Annotated in this window: 15 protein-coding genes; 11 read left to right on the top strand and 4 right to left on the bottom strand. The window is 38.1% G+C overall.

Annotated features, from left to right (window positions below; genetic code table 11):
- Positions 1-16: 16 nt before the first annotated feature.
- Together argH and ACF3N8_RS11055 are read right to left on the bottom strand one after the other, a co-directional pair.
- Complete coding sequence (argH, locus tag ACF3N8_RS11060; RefSeq protein WP_009383476.1) at positions 17-1,390, bottom strand: argininosuccinate lyase; 1,374 nt, start codon at positions 1,388-1,390, stop codon at positions 17-19.
- Complete coding sequence (locus ACF3N8_RS11055; protein ID WP_009383477.1) at positions 1,383-2,585, bottom strand: argininosuccinate synthase; 1,203 nt, start codon at positions 2,583-2,585, stop codon at positions 1,383-1,385. The genes argH and ACF3N8_RS11055 overlap by 8 nt, the downstream gene beginning before the upstream one ends.
- A 192-nt stretch (positions 2,586-2,777) precedes the next feature.
- Between ACF3N8_RS11055 and ACF3N8_RS11050 the strand changes: the two genes are divergently transcribed.
- The 9 genes from ACF3N8_RS11050 to ACF3N8_RS11010 all read left to right on the top strand — a co-directional run bounded on the left by ACF3N8_RS11050 (position 2,778) and on the right by ACF3N8_RS11010 (position 15,426).
- Complete coding sequence (locus tag ACF3N8_RS11050) at positions 2,778-4,109, top strand: glucose-6-phosphate isomerase (protein WP_392449963.1); 1,332 nt, start codon at positions 2,778-2,780, stop codon at positions 4,107-4,109.
- A gap of 191 nt (positions 4,110-4,300) precedes the next feature.
- Positions 4,301-4,903, top strand: coding sequence for a TVP38/TMEM64 family protein (locus tag ACF3N8_RS11045; protein ID WP_017176622.1), 603 nt, complete (start codon positions 4,301-4,303; stop codon positions 4,901-4,903).
- Positions 4,881-5,396 carry a signal peptidase I gene (lepB, locus tag ACF3N8_RS11040; protein WP_235044503.1) on the top strand — a complete coding sequence of 172 codons (516 nt, stop codon included), beginning with the start codon at positions 4,881-4,883 and terminating at the stop codon, positions 5,394-5,396. The genes ACF3N8_RS11045 and lepB (ACF3N8_RS11040) overlap by 23 nt, the downstream gene beginning before the upstream one ends.
- Positions 5,397-5,415: 19 nt before the next feature.
- On the top strand, positions 5,416-5,982 hold the full coding sequence (lepB, locus tag ACF3N8_RS11035) for a signal peptidase I (RefSeq protein ID WP_009383484.1): 567 nt from the start codon (positions 5,416-5,418) through the stop codon (positions 5,980-5,982).
- A 327-nt stretch (positions 5,983-6,309) separates the two neighbouring features.
- Positions 6,310-9,777: a helicase-exonuclease AddAB subunit AddB gene (gene addB / locus ACF3N8_RS11030; RefSeq protein WP_009383486.1), complete on the top strand. Its 3,468-nt coding sequence runs from the start codon at positions 6,310-6,312 to the stop codon at positions 9,775-9,777.
- Positions 9,764-13,426: a helicase-exonuclease AddAB subunit AddA gene (addA, locus tag ACF3N8_RS11025; RefSeq protein WP_026048965.1), complete on the top strand. Its 3,663-nt coding sequence runs from the start codon at positions 9,764-9,766 to the stop codon at positions 13,424-13,426. Before addB ends, addA begins: the two co-directional genes overlap by 14 nt.
- Positions 13,427-13,428: 2 nt before the next feature.
- Complete coding sequence (locus tag ACF3N8_RS11020) at positions 13,429-13,743, top strand: hypothetical protein (protein ID WP_009383490.1); 315 nt, start codon at positions 13,429-13,431, stop codon at positions 13,741-13,743.
- A 154-nt stretch (positions 13,744-13,897) separates the two neighbouring features.
- On the top strand, positions 13,898-14,809 hold the full coding sequence (locus ACF3N8_RS11015; RefSeq protein WP_009383492.1) for a fumarylacetoacetate hydrolase family protein: 912 nt from the start codon (positions 13,898-13,900) through the stop codon (positions 14,807-14,809).
- A 227-nt stretch (positions 14,810-15,036) separates the two neighbouring features.
- Positions 15,037-15,426 (top strand): YisL family protein, encoded by a 390-nt coding sequence (locus tag ACF3N8_RS11010; protein WP_009383494.1) that lies wholly within the window; start codon positions 15,037-15,039, stop codon positions 15,424-15,426.
- A gap of 1,320 nt (positions 15,427-16,746) precedes the next feature.
- On the opposite strand, the gene ACF3N8_RS11005 is transcribed toward ACF3N8_RS11010, so the two are convergent.
- Positions 16,747-18,069, bottom strand: a complete 1,323-nt coding sequence (locus ACF3N8_RS11005; RefSeq protein ID WP_009383496.1) for a CoA-disulfide reductase — start codon at positions 18,067-18,069, stop codon at positions 16,747-16,749.
- A 25-nt stretch (positions 18,070-18,094) separates the two neighbouring features.
- Complete coding sequence (locus ACF3N8_RS11000; protein ID WP_238101039.1) at positions 18,095-18,925, bottom strand: Cof-type HAD-IIB family hydrolase; 831 nt, start codon at positions 18,923-18,925, stop codon at positions 18,095-18,097.
- A gap of 114 nt (positions 18,926-19,039) precedes the next feature.
- Here ACF3N8_RS11000 and ACF3N8_RS10995 point away from each other — a divergent pair, with 114 nt between their 5' ends.
- The gene (locus ACF3N8_RS10995; protein ID WP_009383499.1) at positions 19,040-19,348 is read left to right on the top strand and encodes a metal-sulfur cluster assembly factor; all 309 of its coding nucleotides are present in this window, start codon (positions 19,040-19,042) and stop codon (positions 19,346-19,348) included.
- A gap of 256 nt (positions 19,349-19,604) precedes the next feature.
- Entirely contained in the window at positions 19,605-21,443 is a 1,839-nt protein-coding gene (locus ACF3N8_RS10990) for an acyltransferase family protein (RefSeq protein ID WP_392449959.1), read from the top strand.
- Positions 21,444-21,549 lie beyond the last annotated feature (106 nt).

Raw genomic sequence — 21,549 nt, 5'->3', positions numbered from 1 at the left:
TCTTAGACCTTAACTTTTATAAATATGTTTTTGCGACTTTTAACTGCTCGTAAACGGCTTCTTGGCCTGTAGAACCGTAGCTCTTACGACGTTTTAAACAGTTCGCAGGTTTTAAATATTCATAAACGTCTTCTTCAATTTTCTCATGATGCTTTTGATATTCCTCGAATGGCACGTCTAATAAATATTTATCATTTTGGATACACCATAGAACGATTTTACCTACAATTTCATGCGCATCTCTGAACGGGATGTCCTTTAACACAAGGTAATCTGCAAGCTCTGTCGCATTTGAAAAGTCCTGATGAACTGTCTCATGTAAACGATCCTCATTCACTTTCATCGTCGCAACCATACCTTCGAAGATTCGAAGTGAGCCTTTGATGGTATGAATAGCATCAAATAAACCTTCTTTATCTTCTTGCATATCCTTATTGTAGGCTAGGGGAAGTCCTTTAAGTGTCATTAACATGCTCATTAAGCTACCCGTTGTACGCCCAACTTTCCCACGGATTAATTCAGCCATATCCGGATTTTTCTTTTGCGGCATGATTGATGATCCTGTTGAAAAGGCATCTGATAACGTTACAAACTTCGCTTCGTCAGTTGACCAGAATATAATTTCCTCTGCAAAGCGTGATAAGTGCACCATTGTTAAAGAAATATTCGATAATGTTTCAACGACATAATCACGGTCACTTACCGCGTCTAAACTGTTCTCATAGACACTTCCGAAACCTAATTGTTCTTGCGTATCGAAACGATCGATCGGATACGTTGTACCACTAAGTGCTGCAGCGCCTAATGGTGAGATGTCGATACGTTTTAAGCTATCTTTGAAACGCGATTTATCACGTTCAAGCATCCAGAAGTACGTCATGATATGGTGAGCGAATGAAATCGGTTGAGCACGTTGAAGGTGCGTATAACCAGGCATGATTGTTTCGACATGTTCATTCGCAAGTTTTAAAATTGTGTGTTGGAAGAATTTAATCATTTCAATGATTGTTTCAACTTGATCTTTCGTGTAAAGGTGTAAATCTGTAGCGATTTGATCATTACGGCTACGACCTGTATGTAACTTACCGCCGACTTCGCCAATCTTCTGAATAAGTGCATGTTCGATATTTAAATGAATATCTTCTAAACTTTCGCTAAGTTCCATGTCGCCATTTAAATAATCCGCTTTAACATCATTTAAACCTTTAATAATTTGATCTTTTTCATCTTCCGTTAAAATGCCTTGATTCGCAAGCATCGTCACATGTGCAATGCTACCTCTAATATCTTCATGGATGAGTTCTTTATCAAAATGGATAGATGCATTGAATGCATCTACCCATGCTTCGGGTTTCTCCTCGAATCTACCGCCCCAAGCTTTATTACTCATTCTCTTCGCCTCCATGTAACATTGCGTTCACTTTAGTAGGTAAGCCATAAATTTCGATGAAACCTACTGCAGCTTCTTGGTTGAAGGCATCTTCTTTTGTATACGTTGCAAGTTTTTCATTATAAAGTGTATATGGTGATTTTCTACCATTTACAATTGCGTTTGCTTTGAATAATTTAACTCTTACTTCACCTGTAATATATTTTTGTGTCTCATCAACGAATGATTTTAAGCTATCTGTTAATGGTGAGAACCATAAACCGTTATATACATTTTCAGAGAATTGCTTTTCAATAACAGGTTTAAAGTGCGCAACGTCTTTCGTTAACGTAATTGTTTCTAACGCTTTGTGTGCTTGTAAAATAATTTCAGCACCTGGTGTTTCATAAACTTCTCTTGATTTAATACCTACTAATCTATTTTCAACGTGGTCAATTCTACCGATACCATGTTTACCACCAAGTTCGTTTAACTTTAAGATAAGTTCGTTTAATGGATAGCTTTCGCCATTAATTGCAGTAGGGATACCTTTTTCGAATGAAAGCGTAATTTCTTCAGCTTCATCTGGTGTATCTTCAATTTCTTGAGTTAAGTCGAACGCGTCTTTAGGTGGTGCTTGGTAAGGGTCTTCTAAGATACCACACTCGTTACTTCTACCCCATAAGTTTTGGTCGATTGAGTACGGTGATTCTTTACCGATTGGTACAGGAATATTGTGTTTCTTAGCGTACTCAATTTCTTCTTCACGGCTCCAGCCCCATTCACGTACTGGCGCTAGCGTTTTTAATTCTGGATCTAAAGCTTTGATTGCAACTTCGAAACGTACTTGGTCGTTACCTTTACCTGTACAGCCATGTGCGATTGCAACTGCTTCAGTTTTATGTGCAATTTCCACAAGTTTCTTAGAAATTAATGGACGTGATAATGCTGAAACAAGTGGATACGTATTTTCATACATTAAGTTACCTTTGATTGCATAACTTACAAAATCTTCGCTGAATTCTTTAGTAGCATCAATAATATGGCATTCAATTGCCCCCATATCTAATGCTTTAGAATGTACAAGGTCTAAATCTTTACCTTCCCCTACATCTAAACAACAAGCTACAACATCGTAACCTTGTTCAATTAAATAGTGTACGGCAACACTTGTATCTAAACCGCCTGAATATGCTAATACTACTCTATCTTTCATTAATATTCACCTCATCGAATTTTTAAACGTTTTTCTTTATATTCAGAATTATAGCACAAAGAATATGTAAATAAAACCATTTTTATTAATAAATATACAAATATTTGAATACTTAGTAATATGGGCGTTCAATTGAACCTCTTTTAAAAAATTAGTACAATAAAGGTATTCAAAGTACAGGAGGTCATCTTCATGACGCATATTAAATTAGATTATCAAAAGGCACTTTCATTCCTTGGTGAACATGAAATCTCTCAACAACAAGACATCGTGAATACAATTCATAAAATGATTCAAGAGGGAACTGGTGCAGGAAGTGATTACTTAGGTTGGGTAGATTTACCTGAGAATTATGATAAGGCAGAATTTAAGCGTATACTAGACGCTTCTGAACGTATTAAATCGAATTCAGACGTATTAGTCGTGATTGGTATTGGTGGTTCATATCTTGGTGCTCGCGCAGCGATTGAAATGTTAACGCCAATGTTTAAACAAAATGATAACTTACCAGAAATTGTTTTCGTTGGTAATCATTTATCTTCAACTTATATGCATGAACTTATGCAATATTTAGAAGGCAAAGACTTCTCAATCAATGTCATCTCTAAATCTGGTACAACAACAGAACCAGCGATTAGCTTCCGCTTATTTAAACAATTAATTGAAGATAAGTATGGAAAAGAAGAAGCGGTTAAGCGTATTTTTGCGACGACTGACAAAGAAAAAGGCGCTTTAAAACAATTAGCTACAGATGAAGGATATGAAACATTTGTGGTTCCTGATGACGTTGGTGGTCGTTATTCAGTGCTTACTGCGGTAGGGCTTTTACCAATAGCGGTGAGTGGTGTAAATATTGAAGACATGATGGAAGGTGCGAACTTAGCACGAAAAGAACTTTCAACAAGTGATCTTAATGAAAATATTGCATACCAATATGCAACAATTCGTAACGCTTTATACAATAAAGGGTATACGACTGAAATGTTAATCAACTATGAGCCAGCACTTCAATACTTTAACGAGTGGTGGAAACAGTTATTTGGCGAATCTGAAGGAAAAGACCAAAAAGGTATTTATCCTTCAAGTGCGAATTATACAACTGACTTACATTCGCTTGGTCAATATGTGCAAGAAGGGCGTCGTTTCTTATTTGAAACGGTTGTGAAAGTTGACGCACCTAAGCATGATATTGAAATTAAAGAAGATAAAGATGATTTAGATGGTCTCAATTACTTAGCTGGTAAAACAGTAGATGAAGTGAATACGAAAGCTTACGAAGGTACGTTACTCGCACATACCGACGGCGGCGTTCCTAATTTAGTCGTACGTGTGCCTAAGCTTGATGCGACAACGTTTGGTTATTTAGTATACTTCTTTGAACTTGCGTGTGCGATGAGCGGTTACCAACTTGGTGTTAACCCATTTAATCAACCTGGTGTTGAAGCATATAAACAAAATATGTTTGCTTTACTAGGTAAACCAGGCTTTGAAGATATGAAAAAAGAATTAGAATCAAGATTGTAATTTTTAGAAATGTATATAAAATGCATAAAACAGTCATTGAGGTTTCAATTAATCTCGATGTCTGTTTTTTTTAGTGCCAAAGTATCTGTACTTCCTCAGACTGATTTATGCAATTATTAATTAATTTCGGTTTTCAATTTAATACGACAGGATTATAATTAAACTATCAAGTTTGATGGGATGACGTGATTGTGACTCAACATGAACTATCTGAAATCTATAAAATGTTTAAGGGTACTGGCTTTGATTTATTGTTCGGCTTTCTGCTGACATTTATTGAGGCATTTCTACCCATACTGCCAATTATCGTGTTTGTCGTATTCAACGTGAATGCTTTTGGTTTAGGCTTCGGTATCCTCGTATCATGGCTAGGGACTGTAATCGGTAGCTTTCTTGTGTTTTTATGCTTTAAGAGGCTGAATCATATTTCCTACATCAAAAGGCTTAAAACGAAGAAACACGTCAAACGATTGATTTACTTTATTGACAGGCGCGGGGTAACGCCAATATTTATATTGTTGTGTTTTTCTTTTACACCAAGCGCACTTGTAAATATTGTGGTGAGTATGACACACATTCGTAAAGGCACGTATTTCGTCGCTTTATGTCTTTCAAAAGCGATTATGATTGGATCAATCGGTATATTAGGGCACGATATTACAACACTGCTACATAATCCCTTAAAACTTATCGCTATCATCATTGGTGTTGTAGTTCTGTACATGATTAGCAAACGCGTTGAACGTAATTACATGAATACGGTAGAGGAGGATGAAGTTGAGTCGCATCATTAAACATCTTATTACGATAGTCGTAAGTCTTATTATCGTATTAACGATTCAAGCTTTTGTAATCAGTGGCGCTGTTATTGAACATTCGCACATGGAACCGGCCTTTAAAAAAGGGGACCGCGTGATTTATAACAAGATTGATAACTTATTTAATTTAATCAATCGTGATGATGTCATTATGTACAAACATGGTGATGAGGCCTACACAAGCCGTGTAATTGGATTGCCAGGTGAAAGTGTTGCGCTTAAAGACCACCATTTGTATATTAATGATCGCAAGGTTTCGAATAATTCCTATGCAGTTGCACATTTAAATATGGAAGAAATTAAGGATTCCGAAACGAATATCGTGCCACCAGGTTCTTACCTTGTACTCAATGACGTGGCAGATGCCAAGCAAGATTCAAGAAGCTTTGGTTTTATTCAGAAAAAAGATATAATGGGGAATGTTAATGTTACATATTTTCCATTTAACCGAATGAAGACGAACTTTTAAATTTAATTGAGGTGTCAAAATGAAGAAGGAAATTTTAGAGTGGATTGCCTCCATAGTCGTCGCAATCATTATCGTTACACTCATCCATCAATTCATAGCTAAACCTTACACAGTAAAAGGTGATTCTATGGATCCAACTTTAAAAGATGGCGAAAAAGTTATTGTAAATGAAATTGGACTTAAATTTGGCGACTTAAAACGTGGTAATGTCATTGTGTTCCACGCGAATGAAAATGATGACTATGTGAAGCGTGTCATTGGTACGCCAGGTGACAAAGTTAAATATGAAAACGATAAATTATACGTGAATGGTAAGGAAGTTAAAGAACCTTATTTAGATTATAATAAAGAACATAAGCGCTCAGATAAAATTACAGGTGATTTTGAATCTAAAGAATTACTCGGCTCAGAAGGTAAGTCTGAAATTCCAGAAGATAAATACTTAGTGTTAGGTGATAACCGCGAAGTTAGTAAGGATAGTCGTGCTTTCGGTTTAATCGATAAAGATAAAATTGTAGGTAAAGTATCCTTAAGATTCTGGCCGCTAAGTAAGTTCAAGGTTAACTTTAATCCTGAAGAAGAATAGTAATATTTAAGAGCCTCGGACGGTGTTACATAGCACCGTTCGGGGTTTTCTTTATGAAAAGCCCTCTAAGTAATCGATCAACTTAAGGGTTGTACTTTGATTTTGAGTGTACGAGATTGCTAGTAAACGATATGCCGACGTACGCGTTGTTATATTGAAAGGGCTTTTCAAAGAGGAGAATGCGCAATTAAACATATGTTCAAATTGACACGCTAAAATCAATTAAACAGCTACAAAATCCTATCAATTAATACGTTTGATTCACAACGCATTAACATTAAATTAAACGTCGCTATGTTAAAATAGAGTAAAGGAGTGGGGACGACTATGAGATTAGAAGCATTTATAGGACGTGCTGGTACTGGTAAGACGTATGAAATGATGTCTGAAATTAAACAAGCGATGCAGACGTCACCAATGGGCGACCCAATTGTTGTCATTACGCCGACGCAAAGTACCTTTAAATTTGAACAAGCATTCGCTAAGGATGCCACGCTAAATGGAAGTTTACGTACTGAAATTCTACACTTTAATCGTGTGGCGCACCGATTGTTTCAGGAAGTAGGTGGCTTAACCGAAGATCGCGTGTCTCAAGAAGCGATGGAGATGATGATTTATGATTTACTTAACGAACATCAGCAATCATTGAAACTTTACCAATCTCAAGTTGGTTACTTTGGCTTCAGTGAAAAGCTAAGTGAGCAAATTCAAGACTTCAAAAAATACCACATAACGCCAACTGACTTAGATGACATTATCTCATCGAACTCGATCAACTTGCGCACGCGTGATAAGTTTCATGATATTCAATTGATATATGACAAGTTAGAAGCGCGTCTTAAGGATCACTTTGTGACGAATGAAGATATGTTGATGCGTTTCATTGAGAAGATTCCTGAGTCGAAATGGCTTCAAGAAGCGGATATATACATAGATGGTTTCCATAACTTTTCAACGTTGGAATATGAAATCATTCAAGCATTAACGAAGCATTGTAAGTCTGTAACGGTCTTACTTACAAGTGATGGCAATCAAGATATGTTCAGTCTATTTCGTAAACCTTCAGAATCCCTACAACATTTAGAAGACATCGCTCAAGATTTACAAATACCGCTTAAACGCCGTCATTTCACGCAAGTACAACGTTATCAAAATGAATCGTTAGCGCATTTAGAACAATCGTTTGACGCGCTACAAGTTGAACAACGCACGACTTCTAATGAAGTTAAGATTTTAGAAAGTTCGAATATGCGTGAAGAAGTAAATGAAGTCGCACGTGATATTTTACGTGATTTGCGAGTGAACCATTACCGCTTTAACGATATCGCGATTTTATATCGTGACCCAGCGTACGCGTATTTACTTGAAACGATTCTAAATCAATATGATATTCCATTTAATATTGATGTTAAGCGCAGTATGACGCATCACCCGTTTATGGAAATGTTGCGCTCATTAGTGGAAGTGATTCAAAAGAACTGGGCATTCGAACCGATGATGCGTCTTTTAAAGACGAATATTTTAACTTCAACGTTTAAAGACCATCGCTATTTAATAGATATCTTTGAGAATTATGCGATTGAGCGAGGTATCCATGGCTCGAAGTGGCTAGATGACCGTTATTTCACGGTAGATCAATTTGAGCGTTTAGGAATACGACACATCAAACTGAATGACGCGCGCCAAGCGCTTTTCGAAAAGGTGATCAAGCTTAAAGATGATGTTGTTAAGAAACTTCACGCCTTCGAACAAGCGCTTAGAGAAGGGCAACATGCGACAGCTTACGCGACAGCACTGTATAACTTAATCGAAGAATTTGAATTACCGCATCAGATGATGACGCAGCGTGATGAACTTGACTTAGATGGTAAGCATAAGGAAGCGGAAGAGATTGACCAAGTTTGGCACGGGTTTATTCGTGTGTTAGACGACATGGTGACGATCTTCAAAGATAAGGATATGGGGCTCACGCGCTTTCTTGAGATACTTGATATCGGGCTGAGCCAGTTGGAATTTAAGATGATTCCGCAAGGCGTTGATGAAGTGACGATTGGTACGATGGATTTATCTAAAGTCGCGAATAAAAAGCATATTTATATGATTGGTATGAACGATGGTGTCATGCCGCAAACGATAACGAATTCGAGCTTAATTTCTGATGATGAGAAGAAGCAATTTCAAACGCAATCGAATGTGAAGTTAAGTCCGACAGCTGACATTCTTCAAATGGACGAGGCATTTGTATGTTATATCGCGATGGCGCAAGCGACTGAGAAGGTCACATTCTCATATAGTTTAATGGGCATGTCAGGTGACGATAAGGAGAAGAGTCCGTTCTTAGACCAAATTGAAGCGTTGTATTTCAATTTAGAGGTACAAAATATTCATCATATGCATGAGCACGAGCCGTTACGTCTAATGGAACATCCGCATCAGACCAAGATTTCCTTATTCGAGGCTTTAAAAGGATGGTTAAATGATGAAATTGTGGCTGAAACGTGGTTAGATGCGTATCAAGTTATTCGCGATGATGAACATTTAAATCAAGGTTTAGATCACCTAATGACGTCGTTAAGTTATTCTAATGAAACCGTTCAACTCGATCAGTCTCTCACTGAAAAGCTCTACGGGACTAAGATCGAAGCAAGTGTGTCTCGATTCGAAGGGTTTAAGCAATGCCCGTTCAAACACTATGCGTCTCACGGTTTAAAATTAAACGAACGTACGAAGTATCAGCTTCAGAGCTTTGACTTAGGCTCAATATTCCATGATGTATTACGTTATATTTCAGAACGTGTTGAAGGGAATTTCAAACAGTTAACTGAACGTGATATTCAAGCGTTAACGAAAGAAGCGTTAGATCTGATATTACCAGAGGTACAATTTAATCTCTTGAATTCAACTGCGCATTATCAATATATGTCTCATAAAATTGGTGCGATTATTAAAGCGACGGTAAGTGCGATGCAGTACCAAGGTTCACATACGAAGTTTAAGCCGTACCGCTTCGAACAAAGCTTTAAAGTGAAGCCACGTCATAATCAAGAGTTAAAGGCAGATGTCTTATATACAAAGCAAGGGTACCCGATTTATATCCGTGGTCAAATCGACCGTATCGATACGTACCAATCTGAGACGGATAGCTTTGTGAATATCATTGATTATAAGTCGTCTAAACAAAGTGCTGAACTTGATTTGAAGAAAGTTTATTACGGCATGCAGATGCAAATGATGACGTACATGGATATCGTGCTTCAAAATTACAAAGCACTTAATTTAAGTGAAAGCATCCGACCAGGTGGACTTCTTTACATGCGTGTTCACGAACCGATTCAATCCTTTAAAAACTGGGTGGAACATCAAACGACTGATATCGATCAAGCGCGTTTAAAGAGTTTCCAAATGAAAGGTTTAATTAACCAAGATGAACGCGTGATTCAAGCACTTGATGTTCGTGATGAGGCGTCGTACAAATCAGACATCGTGCCGTTTAGTCGTAAGAAAAATGGCGGTTTTAGTTCGAATAGTAAAGTTGCCGATGAAAGCGTTATTCATAAACTCATTCAGAAGAATAAGGAAAACTTTATTGAAACAGCAAGCGACATCATGGATGGAGAAACGAAAGTCGCACCGCTTCAATATGAGAATACGCTACCATGCAGATTCTGTAATTATAAGTCTGTATGTCACGTTGACGGTATTATCGATAAACCTAGATATCGACAAGTTGATGAAACAATTAATCCGATAGCGTTACTTCAAGAAGATGGAAAGGAGGATAATCATGATTCCTAAGAAACCACAAGGCGTCTTATGGACGGATGACCAATGGAAGAGTATTTATGCGAAAGATCGCGATATTTTAGTTGCGGCAGCGGCAGGGTCTGGTAAGACGGCCGTTCTAGTTGAGCGTATTATTGAACGCATCATTCGTGATGAAATCGATGTCGATCGCCTGTTAGTCGTAACGTTCACAAATCTTAGTGCGAGAGAGATGAAACATCGTATTGATGCCCGTATTCAGAAGAAATCCTTAGAATTTCCAGACAACGAACATCTTAAAAATCAGCGTGTTAAGATTCATCAAGCTCAGATATCCACGCTACATAGCTTTTGCTTGAAGCTCATCCAACAACACTATGATGTGCTAGACATTGATCCTAACTTTCGAACGAGTTCTGAAGCGGAGAACGTGCTATTACTTGAACAGACAATTGATGATGTCTTGGAAAAGCACTATGCGACATTAGACTCTGATTTCGTTGATGTCGTTGAGCAGCTTGCGAATGACCGTTCAGATGACACACTACGCGATATGGTGAAGAAGTTGTATTACTTTAGTGTCGCGAATCCGAACCCAATCGATTGGCTTACGCATCTAAGCGATCCATATGCAGATGACACTAAACAAGAAGAAATGCTTGATCAATTAAAAGCGTATATGATGATTGATCTTAAAACGGCGCATCACTTTATAAAAGAAAGTACCGTGTTATTCGAAGATTTGTACGCAGTTGATAAGCATCTTGAGTTGCTACGCGGTGAACTGGCGTTTATGAATCAAGCGATTGAAGGCGGTGTCATCGATTTAGATATGCTTAGTCAGCACGAACTACCGAAACGATTCCCGTCTCAAACGAAAAAGGTTAAAGAAGAAAATGATGGTAACTTAGACGTTTATGACGCAGGCAAGGGTTATTATGATGCGTATAAAGCGTTGATTAAAGATGTTCAAGACAATTATTTATCTCGAGACGTAGAGCTACTAAAGTCTGACATGAAAGCGTTAGCGCCTCGAGTTCAATATCTCGCTACTTTAACGAAAGATGTCATCGAAACGTTTAACGATAATAAACGCAAGAAGAACGTGCTGGACTTTTCAGACTATGAACATTTCGCGTTAAAGATCTTGACAAATGAGGATGGTAGTCCGTCGCAAATCGCGGATATTTACCGTGATCAATTCGATGAAATTTTAGTGGATGAGTATCAAGATACGAACCGCGTTCAAGAGAAGATTATTTCATGTATCAAACGCGGTGCGGAACATAATGGGAATTTATTTATGGTTGGTGACGTGAAGCAATCGATTTATAAATTCCGTCAAGCTGATCCGAGTCTATTTATTGAAAAGTATGAGCGCTTTACAACGGATATTGACCGTAAGGATGCGGGCTTACGTATTGATTTATCTCAAAACTTTAGGTCACGTCCGGAAGTTCTTAATACGACAAACTTCTTGTTCCAACATATGATGGATCAAACGGTTGGTGAGATTACGTACGACGCGGCACAACAACTTTATTTAGGTGCGAAATATGATCCAGAACAACCGTATCCAATGCAGTTTGATGTCATGGTTGAAGATGACGAAAGTGAATTAACAGGAACGGAACAAGAAGCGGAACTCATCGCGCAACGGGTTGAACATATTCTTGAGCATCAACGTGTTTATGATTCTGATACTAAGCGCTATCGTAAGTCGACATATAAGGACATTGTGATCCTTGAGCGTGGCTACGGTAATGCGCGGATACTTCAACAGGTGTTTAAAGATAAGGACATTCCGTTTCATGTGAATAGTAAATCTGGTTACTTTGAGCAAACTGAAATTCGCTTGATGTTATCGTTTTTACGCGTGATTGATAATCCGTTTCAAGATATTTATTTAGTGGGGCTAATGCGTTCTGTTATTTATCAATTTACTGAAGATGAACTCGCGACAATTCAAGTTCATACTGAGAAGATGGATTATTTCTATCAGTCTATTGAACAATTTTTAGAGCATGATACGGAACATAAAGATTTAACAGATAAGCTAAAAGCCTTTTTAGAAGATATTCAATATTATCAAGACTATAGCCAGAATCATCCTGTGTATCAATTGATCGACCAATTCTACAATGATAAATATGTTATTCAGTATTTCAGTGGTTTAGTAGGCGGCCGTGGTCGTCGTCAAAACTTATACGGCTTATTTAATAAGGCCGTCGACTTTGAGAACATGAGCTTTAGAGGGCTTTTCCAGTTTATAAGATTTATAGATGAACTCATTGAACGCGGTAAGGACTTCGGTGAGGAAAATGTGATTGGTCCGAATGATGATGTGGTGCGTATGATGAGTATCCATAGCAGTAAGGGGCTTGAATTCCCGTTTGTGATTTATTCGGGGTTATCGAAATCGTTTAATCGTGGCGATATTCGTCAGCAAGTCATTCTAAATCAGCAGTACGGAATTGGGATGGATTATTATGACTTAGACGCAGAAGTGCGTTATCCGTCGTTAGCGTCTGTGCTGTTTAAGGCGATTGGTGAGAAAGAGCTCATCTCTGAAGAAATGCGTTTAATGTACGTTGCGTTAACGCGTGCTAAGACGCAGCTTTATTTGATAGGGCGTGTTAAGGCTGAGAAAGAACTTGATAAGCTTCTTGAAACACCCTTTGAAAAGGGGCTCATCTCAGCGAGTTCAAGACTGAGTGCGAAGTCACCGTTTGAGTTAATTTATAGCGTTTATGGTCAATATCATGCTAATGATACCGCGAAATCTTCGAATACTGAATCAAATCTTGATCGTGTAGATACATCTTTATCTCAGAATTTAGATATCTATATCAAGCACTTTTCAGAGATTCAATCGGATGATGCACTTGAATCGGATACGTATCGTACGTTAAACATGCTCGATCATATGAAAGGGCATGCGGATGTTCAGGCTCAAATTCAAGACCAATTACGTTATGAATATCCGTATCAAGATCAAGTGAGTCGTCATTCTAAGATCTCTGTTTCTGAATTGAAACGTCAACATGATACAGAAGAAACGAACACCAATTATGATCGCGTGCGTCAATATCGACTTGGCGTCTCGACGTTTGATCGTCCTCAGTTTATGCAAGAAGGGCGTACGCGTCGTGCAAATGAAATTGGTACGTTGATGCATACGGTCATGGAACATCTTCCTTTTGAAAAGGAAGGGATGACACATGAGGCATTGGAGCAATATGTGGATGGATTAGTGACGCGAGATATACTCAATGCCGATGAGAAAGATGTCATTAACTTAAAAGAAGTTTATGACTTCACGAAGAGTCGTTTATACGACGACATTGCGCATAGTGACAAGATCTATAGAGAAATTCCTTTTATCGTGAATCAGTCGAAAGTCGATGATATTGAGTGTGATGACGCGGCTGTTTCAATTATTCAAGGTATGGTAGACCTCATTTTTGTCAAGGACGGTTGTTATTACTTTGTTGACTATAAAACGGATTCATTCAGAAGACGACGCGGTATGACCGATGAAGAACTTGGTAAACAACTTAAATCGAAATACTATATTCAAATGTCGTATTATCAACAAACGCTCGAAGCGATATTAAATACTAAAGTGAAAGGGTACCTTTATTTCTTTAAATTTGGTCAATTGTCAATTGAGGAAGGATAGGTATGTCTACACAAAAGAAAGAGAGAATATTTGAATTAGACGCCCTTAGAGGTATTAGCTTGTTCGGCATTTTGCTTATGAACATTTTAAACTTTAGTTTTCCATATAAAAATGTTGATCTGACACACTTTTTAAGTCTGTCGGATCAGCATTTATTTAGCGTGATTTCGGTACTCGTTATCAGCTCGTTTTATCCCATCTTCTCATTCTTATTTGGGTGTGGGATGGTACTGATGTTAAAGCGCGATGAGGTACGTGGCTTAAAGGGCTTTTGCAGGGGGAGTCGGGTTAAACGCATTATCAATCGCTTGATGTAAGGTGACATAAGGTTATCGAACTTAAGGTAATAACACTTTGAATGGGGACCTATCATATATGAATGGCGTAATTAAGACGAATAATTAAAAAATTGTGATTTGTCTAAAAAATTCGTTATAATTGGTGTAAGTAACTTAGAGGAGCTGATACTGAATGAAATTCTTATCATTCAAACATAACGATGATATATCTTATGGCGTTAAAGTAAAACGCGAAGAAGCGGCTTGGGATCTAGGTAAGGTATTTAGAGATTTTGCAGAAGAAGACTTTAATCCTAAGACGTTATTAGAAGGTTTACAAATGAACCAAGTTGTTGATTTCCAAGAACAGGTTCGAAAAGCGGTTGTTAAAGCTGAGAATAGTGGCGATGCTGAGACGTATAAAGTTCAGTTCGCTGATATTGACTTCTTACCACCCGTTACGCCAACTAATAATGTAATCGCATTTGGTCGTAACTATAAGAAACACGCTGATGAGTTAAACCACGAGGTTGAGCGTTTATATGTCTTCACGAAAGCAGCGTCATCTTTAACAGGTGATAATGCTACGATTCCGAACCACAAAGATATTACAGACGAGCTCGATTACGAAGGCGAACTTGGCGTTGTAATTGGTAAGCATGGTGAGAAGATTCCGCGTGGTCTTGCTCTTGATTACGTATACGGCTACACGATTATTAACGACATCACAGACCGTACTGCTCAGAAAGCTCAAGACCAAGCCTTCTTATCAAAGAGTTTAACAGGTGGTTGCCCAATGGGTCCTTACATCGTGACGAAAGACGAGTTACCAACACCTGAAGCGGTTGATATCGTAACGAAAGTGAACAACGAAATTCGTCAGAACGGTAACACAGGCGAAATGATCCTTAAGATCGACGAATTAATCGAAGAAATTTCGAAATACGTAGCCCTTCATCCAGGCGATATTATCGCAACTGGTACGCCGGCTGGGGTCGGTGCAGGTATGAATCCACCGAAATTCTTACAACCTGGCGATGAAATCAAAGTGACGATTGACAATATCGGTACGTTAACGAACTACGTCGCGTCAGAAACTGAATAATTTTAAATGAGATTGAATCTGGAACAACCCGTCATGTATCGTGTTGCGGGACTTACCGAGTTCGTGCAAGATGCATTTTACCTCGGTAATTTGTTCCAGGTTTTCTTTTTTTTAAAAAAGCCAAATCGTTATAAGATTGTTAATGATTGGTTATCTTTAGTATTCTAACGATTCATCATATGATACTATGGATATGAGTTAATAAAGAAAAGAGGGGGGAATGACACGTGGTACATCTTCATATTGTAAGTTGGATCGTAACAATCATCTTGTTTATTGCAGCTTATCAAAACTTTTCAAATAAACAAGGACCAAGTCCATCTTTCAAACCATTACGTATGGCACTACGTTTATTCTTATTATTAACGTTAATTTCAGGTATTTGGTTAGTCGTTAAATCATTTGGCATGGCTGATGCTAACCATATGCTTTTAACACTTAAAATGATTGGTGGCTTAGCAGTAATCGCGCTTACAGAAGTAACGCTTGCTAAGAAAACGAAAAAACAAAACAGTCGTGGCTTATTCATCACGACGTTAGTAATCGCTTTACTAACAATGATCCTAGGTACAATCTTACCTCTAGGACCAATCACACAACTATTCGGTTTATCTTAATCGATTCCTGAAAAGCCAAGACAGTATAACAACGCCCTAACAACTTCCGCTAATGAAGTAGAAGTCGTTAGGGCGTTTTTTGATGGGCGGATAGAGGACTACTGGTTGATAGGATGATTATATTGCGGTCGTCGTTTGTAATACGGTAAGTAAGGGAATAGTTCGGTTGAAAGATAATTCCATTGATAGAACGGAAAAGTTTGACTGAAGCTTATTATGCCGGTTAGAAATGTTAGCGCTATTTGTAGTATTCTGGCTTCAGTAAAGATTTTATAGTTATTGTTTAGAGTCTTAAGCTACAATATTTAGGTTCAGTAGTATTATACCAGCTATTAAGCTAAGCGGTTTATCAAGAAAGTAGAAACGTGATAAACGTAGGGGCTTGGTTTATCAAGAAAGTAGAAACGTGATAAACGTAGGGCTTATACCTTCATTTACAAGAAATCGAAAACGTGTAAATGAAAGGGCTCTAAATTTACAAGAAATCAGAAACGTGTAAACCAAGGCCCTTTAAAATCACAAGAAATCAGAAACGTGTAAATCAAGGCCCTTTAAAATTACAAGAAATCAGAAACGTGTAAACCAAGGGCCTTTAAAATTACAAGAAATCAGAAACGTGTAAATCAAGGCCCTTTAAAATTACAAGAAATCAGAAACGTGTAAACCAAGGCCCTTTAAATTTACAAGACATAGAAAACGTGTAAATCAAATGCCCTTAAAATTACAAGAAATCAGAAACGTGTAAACCAAGGCCCTTTAAATTTACAAGACATAGAAAACGTGTAAATCAAATGCCCTTAAATTTACAAGAAATCAGAAACGTGTAAATCAAGGGCCTTTATAAATACAAGAAATCAGAAACGTGTAAACCAAGGGCCTTTAAAATTACAAGAAATTAGAAACGTGTAAACCAAGGCCCTCTAGATTTACAAGACTCAGAAAACGTGTAATTCTAACGGTTACCTCTATACTATCTAGCACGCCATCGCTAGCCCGAACTATCACGACCGAAAATACTCCAACCGAGTCAAACAAAATTAAAAATGCCTCCAAGCACACGCGCTTGGAGGCACACCGCATTGAAAGAATTAAATTTGTATCACTAACTTGTAAGGCTAACTGCCAATAGCTAAACCGTCTAAAAAGCAAACGGACGTCCAATAAAAAATGCCTCCAAAGCCAATCACTTGGAGGCATACCGCTTTAAGACCATTAAAAATATATAACTTAACATCAAAGGCTAACTGCTTGAGCTAAACCAGCCAAGTAGAAGTTAACGACGCTAAGATAGGAGGTACACCGCTCTTACCTGAAATCACTTTACTTGTTGCGAGCTTTATATCCGACCATGTTAATAATGTCTTTTGGATGGCTGTACGGCGGGGCGTAAGCTACTTCAAATTCTGTTAAATCGTCAATGGTTTGTTCCCCGATAATCGCCATCGTTATAACGTCGATACGTTTGTCAACGCCTTTTTCACCAACAGCCGCAGCACGCAAGATTTTACGAGAGGACTTTTCAAAATAGACGCGAATATGCATCTTAGAATTATCGGGATAGTAACCGGCGTGTGTATTGGAAGTATGATTAACGACGTCGTAATCGAATTGATCCAAGTCTTTAACGGTCACGCCAGTGCTCGCTAACGTATACTGGAAGAATTTCACAATGTTTGCGCCGACAAACCCTTTGAACACAATCTCAGAACGACCTTCTAATTGCTCAGCGATAATACTCGCAGCTCGGTGCGCTCCAAATGCAAGTGGTACGTGAGCTTTCAGATCGACATGTCGATAGAATGAAGTAATCACGTCGCCGAGCGCATAAATACCATCCGCGTTCGTTTCAAACTTCTCATTAACCGGGACGTATCCCTTATCATCACGTTCAACGCCGCTACCTTTCAAGAATTCGGAATTAGGTGCCACGCCAACGCCTTCAATAATCATATCGAACGATTCCGTTTTCCCAGATTTAAAGGTCACGTCATGACCCTCAATGGAATCAATTTCTTCATTTAAATAGTAAGGAATATCGCGTTCATCCATAGCATCTAAAATTACCTGATTCATATCCTGATCCATTAACTTATTCACTTGATCAGAACGGTGAATTAAAGTCGGCTTCAGTCCGCGGTGATACATATTCTCAAGCATCTCTAAAGAGATATATCCAGCACCAACCAATAATACGCGCTTTACATCATGCGCCTCAATATAATCATTAATTCGGTCAGTGTCTTCCATATTACGTAGTGTAAAGATAAAGTCAGCATCAAAACCTAACGACTTAGCACGGCAACCAGGACTTAAAATCAAATAATCGTACGTGTCCTCAAACGTCTCACCAGTTTGATGATTCTTAACCGTCACCGTCTTAGCTTGACTATCAACCGCAATAACCTCGTGATACGTATGCACATCAATATTTTTCTTATCCTTAAAATCTTTAGGTTCAATCGCAAGTACCGACTCACGCTTTTCAATAACGTCACCCAAATAATATGGTAAGCCGCAATTGGCGAAGCTCATATCACGGTCCTTTTCATAAATGGTAATCGCATTCTCATCATTTAACCTACGAATCTGACTTGCACACGTAGCACCACCAGCCACGGCACCTACAACAACAATCTTTGACATCCAAACCACTCCCAATTTAAAAGGTTTATTGCTCACGCGTCTTAGGCATATTTAAATTAAAGTAACGATTTAAGTATTCGCCAATACCATCGTCGTTATTCGACGCCGTTACATCATCAGAAACATCCTTCAATTCGCTTAAAGCGTTTGCCATCGCAACACCATTACGCACGTATTTAATCATTTCGATATCATTATCTTCATCACCAAAAGCAATGGTATGTGATTGATGAATTTGTAAGTAATCGCAAACAGACATGATACCGCGCGCTTTATTGATACCTTTAGCTACAATCTCAATAACAGGAAATGGCGCGCCCCAACGTCTATGCTCGATATGTTCAGTATAAAAATGACTTAACATGTCCTTAATGTCAGAAATAGACTCTTCTTTAGCTTCCACTAATAAGGAAGTCGGTGCCTCTTTCAAGTTCTCACGTAAATCACCCGTAATAATTTCAGGTTCTCCCATACTAAACCCTTCAAAAAGGCGATCATCCGGCGAATTGATATACACATGATCTTTAACTTCCGCTATCATATTCGTTACACCATGACGATGTAGAGACTTAATCACTTCTAAAGATAAGCCTAAATCAAGTACACGATGCGTCACTGGGAAATCTTCATTCTTAGGATGATGGACATAGGCGCCATTAAAATTCACAATAGGCGTATTAAGACCGAGTTCATCATAGTAAACCTTACTTGCTCTGTACGGGCGACCCGTCGCAATCATAACTTGGTGCCCGCGACGCATAACTTCATTTAAGATATCTTTCGTGTAAGGTGGGATTGTTTTTTCATCATTTAATAATGTGCCGTCTAAATCCAAAACGATTAAGTGCTGTTCCATATAAAACTCCTTATGTAAATACTTTTCATGTATCAATATCATAGCATTTTATTGGCGTTTTGTCGGATATTTGATATATTGTATTTATGATTAAAATTAAAAGAGGTGATATGGATGGATGAAGCATTAAAGGACAATATCCTAGGCGCTTTAGAGAACGTAATTGACCCCGAGTTAGGTATTGATATCGTTAACTTAGGTCTTGTATATAAAGTTGATTTAGACGATGATGGTTTATGCACTGTTGAAATGACATTAACTTCAATCGGTTGTCCATTAGGACCGCAAATCGTTGATCAAGTTAAGACAGCATTAGCTGAGTTACCAGAGATTCAAGATACTGAAGTAAATATCGTTTGGAATCCACCATGGAATAAAGATATGATGTCACGTTACGCTAAAATTGCGTTAGGTGTAAGCTAATCTGAATTTCATATAGATAGAGAAGACGTGAGGCGATTTAAGTCTCACGTTTTTATTTTTTGAAAAGGCCTTTTAAGACCGCACCGCTTACTCAGAATCACGCCACTAAACTTCCGCTTCAAAAGCCTTCTAAGATTATATTAAAGATTATTGCAAAAATATAACAAAAATATTACAATCATATTATTGCTTGTAAAGTTTATTATATAACATTCAAATTACATACCGTTCACATTGAATGCATCGCTTTATAAGAATGAACTCAATTTATTTTAGAAAGAATGAAAACCTCATGAATCCAAATCAATCATCCAATCACGGACAAAAACGTTATTTACCTGGTTTAGATGGTCTACGTGCAATAGCGGTTATTGCCATCATGGTGTACCATCTCAACGTAAGATGGTTATCTGGCGGGTTTGTCGGTGTCGATACATTTTTCGTTATTTCAGGTTTTTTAATTACAAGTCTTTTACTATATGAATATGATGCATCGCAGCGCATCGACTTAAAAGGATTCTGGCTCCGTAGAATCAAACGCTTATTACCCGCGAGCTTATTCGTAATAAGTAGTGTCGTCTTATACACGGTTCTCTTTGATGAAGGTCACATTCTCTCAATTCGTAAGGATGCAACGGCAGCCATTTTTTATGTATCCAATTGGTGGTACATCTTTCGAGATGTCGATTACTTCAATCAATTTGAATTGATGCCACTCAAGCATCTATGGTCACTTGCAATCGAAGAACAGTTCTACATTTTATTCCCGCTTATCATAGGGCTTTTACTAAAGAAATTTAAGAAACGACACAAAGTCATATTAATCTTATTCGGAGTTTCAATCATTTCCTTAATCGTGATGATGTCGTTAAAAGGGTTCGGCTTATCATTATCAAGACTTTACTTCGGTACAGATACACGCCTACAAACGCTATTACTCGGTGTACTCTTAGCATTCATTTGGCCGCCATTTCGGTTGAAAGCTAATCCGCCAAAGACGCTACAATATACTGTCGAAGGTCTAGGTATCTTCGGACTCATCGCACTTATCGCGTCAATGTTTCTTATAAACGATCAAATGCCTGTACTATATGTAGGCGGCTTTTATATCTTGTCTTTCATCACGTTATTCATTATTATGAGCGCTGTGCATCCAAGCACATACTTATCGAAAGTCTTAAGTTTACCGATACTCAAGTATATCGGTCAGCGTTCGTATAGTTTATATTTATGGCATTATCCGATTATGAGTGTCATGAGTTCTTATTTTGTACAAGGCCAAATCCCTTGGTACATCTACGTATCAGAGGTTGTGCTTACGTTTGCTTGTGCAGAAGTGTCATATCGATTTATTGAAACACCGATCCGAAGAGAGGGTTTCAAAGCGTTCAAAGTTCATCCTTTCAACTTTCGACGATATGGCCGCACAATCCTATCTGCGCTCATGATATTTATATTAACCGTTTCAGTGCTTGGTGGTTTTAATTCATTATCAAAGGTCCAAGCTGATGCGTCACATAACACGACGTTTAATACAAATAAGCTTGAAGATCAAATTGCCGTACCCATACACTTTGACCATATCGATCTAACCGGCGACAAACTGATCACGCAGAACGATACAACACTCGCGCCTCTGTTACTAGGTGACTCTATAATGGTAGATATCGGTTCATATTTTAAAGGCGAAATCCCTCTATCAGAAATTGATGGTAAGGTGGGGCGTAATTTAATTCAGGCCGTACCTTTAGCCGAGAAGAAGTATGCGTCTTACAATAAGAAGGGTAAGATCGTGGTGCTCGAGCTAGGGACGAATGGTGACTTTTCAAAGGCGCAACTCGATTCCCTCCTTGAAAAGTTCAATCAAGCTAACGTCTATCTCGTGAACACGCGCGTTCCTCGTAATTACGAAACGCACGTGAACCAATTACTCAAAGAAGCGTCCGAAGAACATGACAACGTCCATTTAGTAGATTGGTATAAGAAATCAGAAGGACATGTGGAGTATTTCGCATATGATGGCATACATTTAGAAGCACCAGGCATCAAAGCGTTGTCACGCGCAATCATTAGTGAATTGAATCAAACGAAGTAAATATAACGCGTTTCCTAAAAAGATTAAAAAATCTTGAAAGGGGAACGTGTTTTTTAGTTAAATCATTTGAAAGTCATGAGTTGTGGCGTTATACTAGTATTAGTCA

Origin of the sequence: Staphylococcus massiliensis (genome assembly GCF_043186315.1) — a bacterium.
Classification (GTDB): Bacteria; Bacillota; Bacilli; order Staphylococcales; family Staphylococcaceae; genus Staphylococcus; species Staphylococcus massiliensis.
This window is presented reverse-complemented; position numbering and strand designations above follow the sequence as displayed.

Bases quoted from the DNA above. Each gene is read 5' to 3' on its own strand.
- argH (WP_009383476.1), bottom strand. From the start codon at position 1,390: ATGAGTAATAAAGCTTGGGGCGGTAGATTCGAGGAGAAACCCGAAGCA.
- ACF3N8_RS11055 (WP_009383477.1), bottom strand. From the start codon at position 2,585: ATGAAAGATAGAGTAGTATTAGCATATTCAGGCGGTTTAGATACAAGT.
- ACF3N8_RS11050 (WP_392449963.1), top strand. From the start codon at position 2,778: ATGACGCATATTAAATTAGATTATCAAAAGGCACTTTCATTCCTTGGT.
- lepB (WP_235044503.1), top strand. From the start codon at position 4,881: ATGAAGTTGAGTCGCATCATTAAACATCTTATTACGATAGTCGTAAGT.
- lepB (WP_009383484.1), top strand. From the start codon at position 5,416: ATGAAGAAGGAAATTTTAGAGTGGATTGCCTCCATAGTCGTCGCAATC.
- addB (WP_009383486.1), top strand. From the start codon at position 6,310: ATGAGATTAGAAGCATTTATAGGACGTGCTGGTACTGGTAAGACGTAT.
- ACF3N8_RS11020 (WP_009383490.1), top strand. From the start codon at position 13,429: ATGTCTACACAAAAGAAAGAGAGAATATTTGAATTAGACGCCCTTAGA.
- ACF3N8_RS11015 (WP_009383492.1), top strand. From the start codon at position 13,898: ATGAAATTCTTATCATTCAAACATAACGATGATATATCTTATGGCGTT.
- ACF3N8_RS11005 (WP_009383496.1), bottom strand. From the start codon at position 18,069: ATGTCAAAGATTGTTGTTGTAGGTGCCGTGGCTGGTGGTGCTACGTGT.
- ACF3N8_RS11000 (WP_238101039.1), bottom strand. From the start codon at position 18,925: ATGGAACAGCACTTAATCGTTTTGGATTTAGACGGCACATTATTAAAT.
- ACF3N8_RS10995 (WP_009383499.1), top strand. From the start codon at position 19,040: ATGGATGAAGCATTAAAGGACAATATCCTAGGCGCTTTAGAGAACGTA.
- ACF3N8_RS10990 (WP_392449959.1), top strand. From the start codon at position 19,605: ATGAACTCAATTTATTTTAGAAAGAATGAAAACCTCATGAATCCAAAT.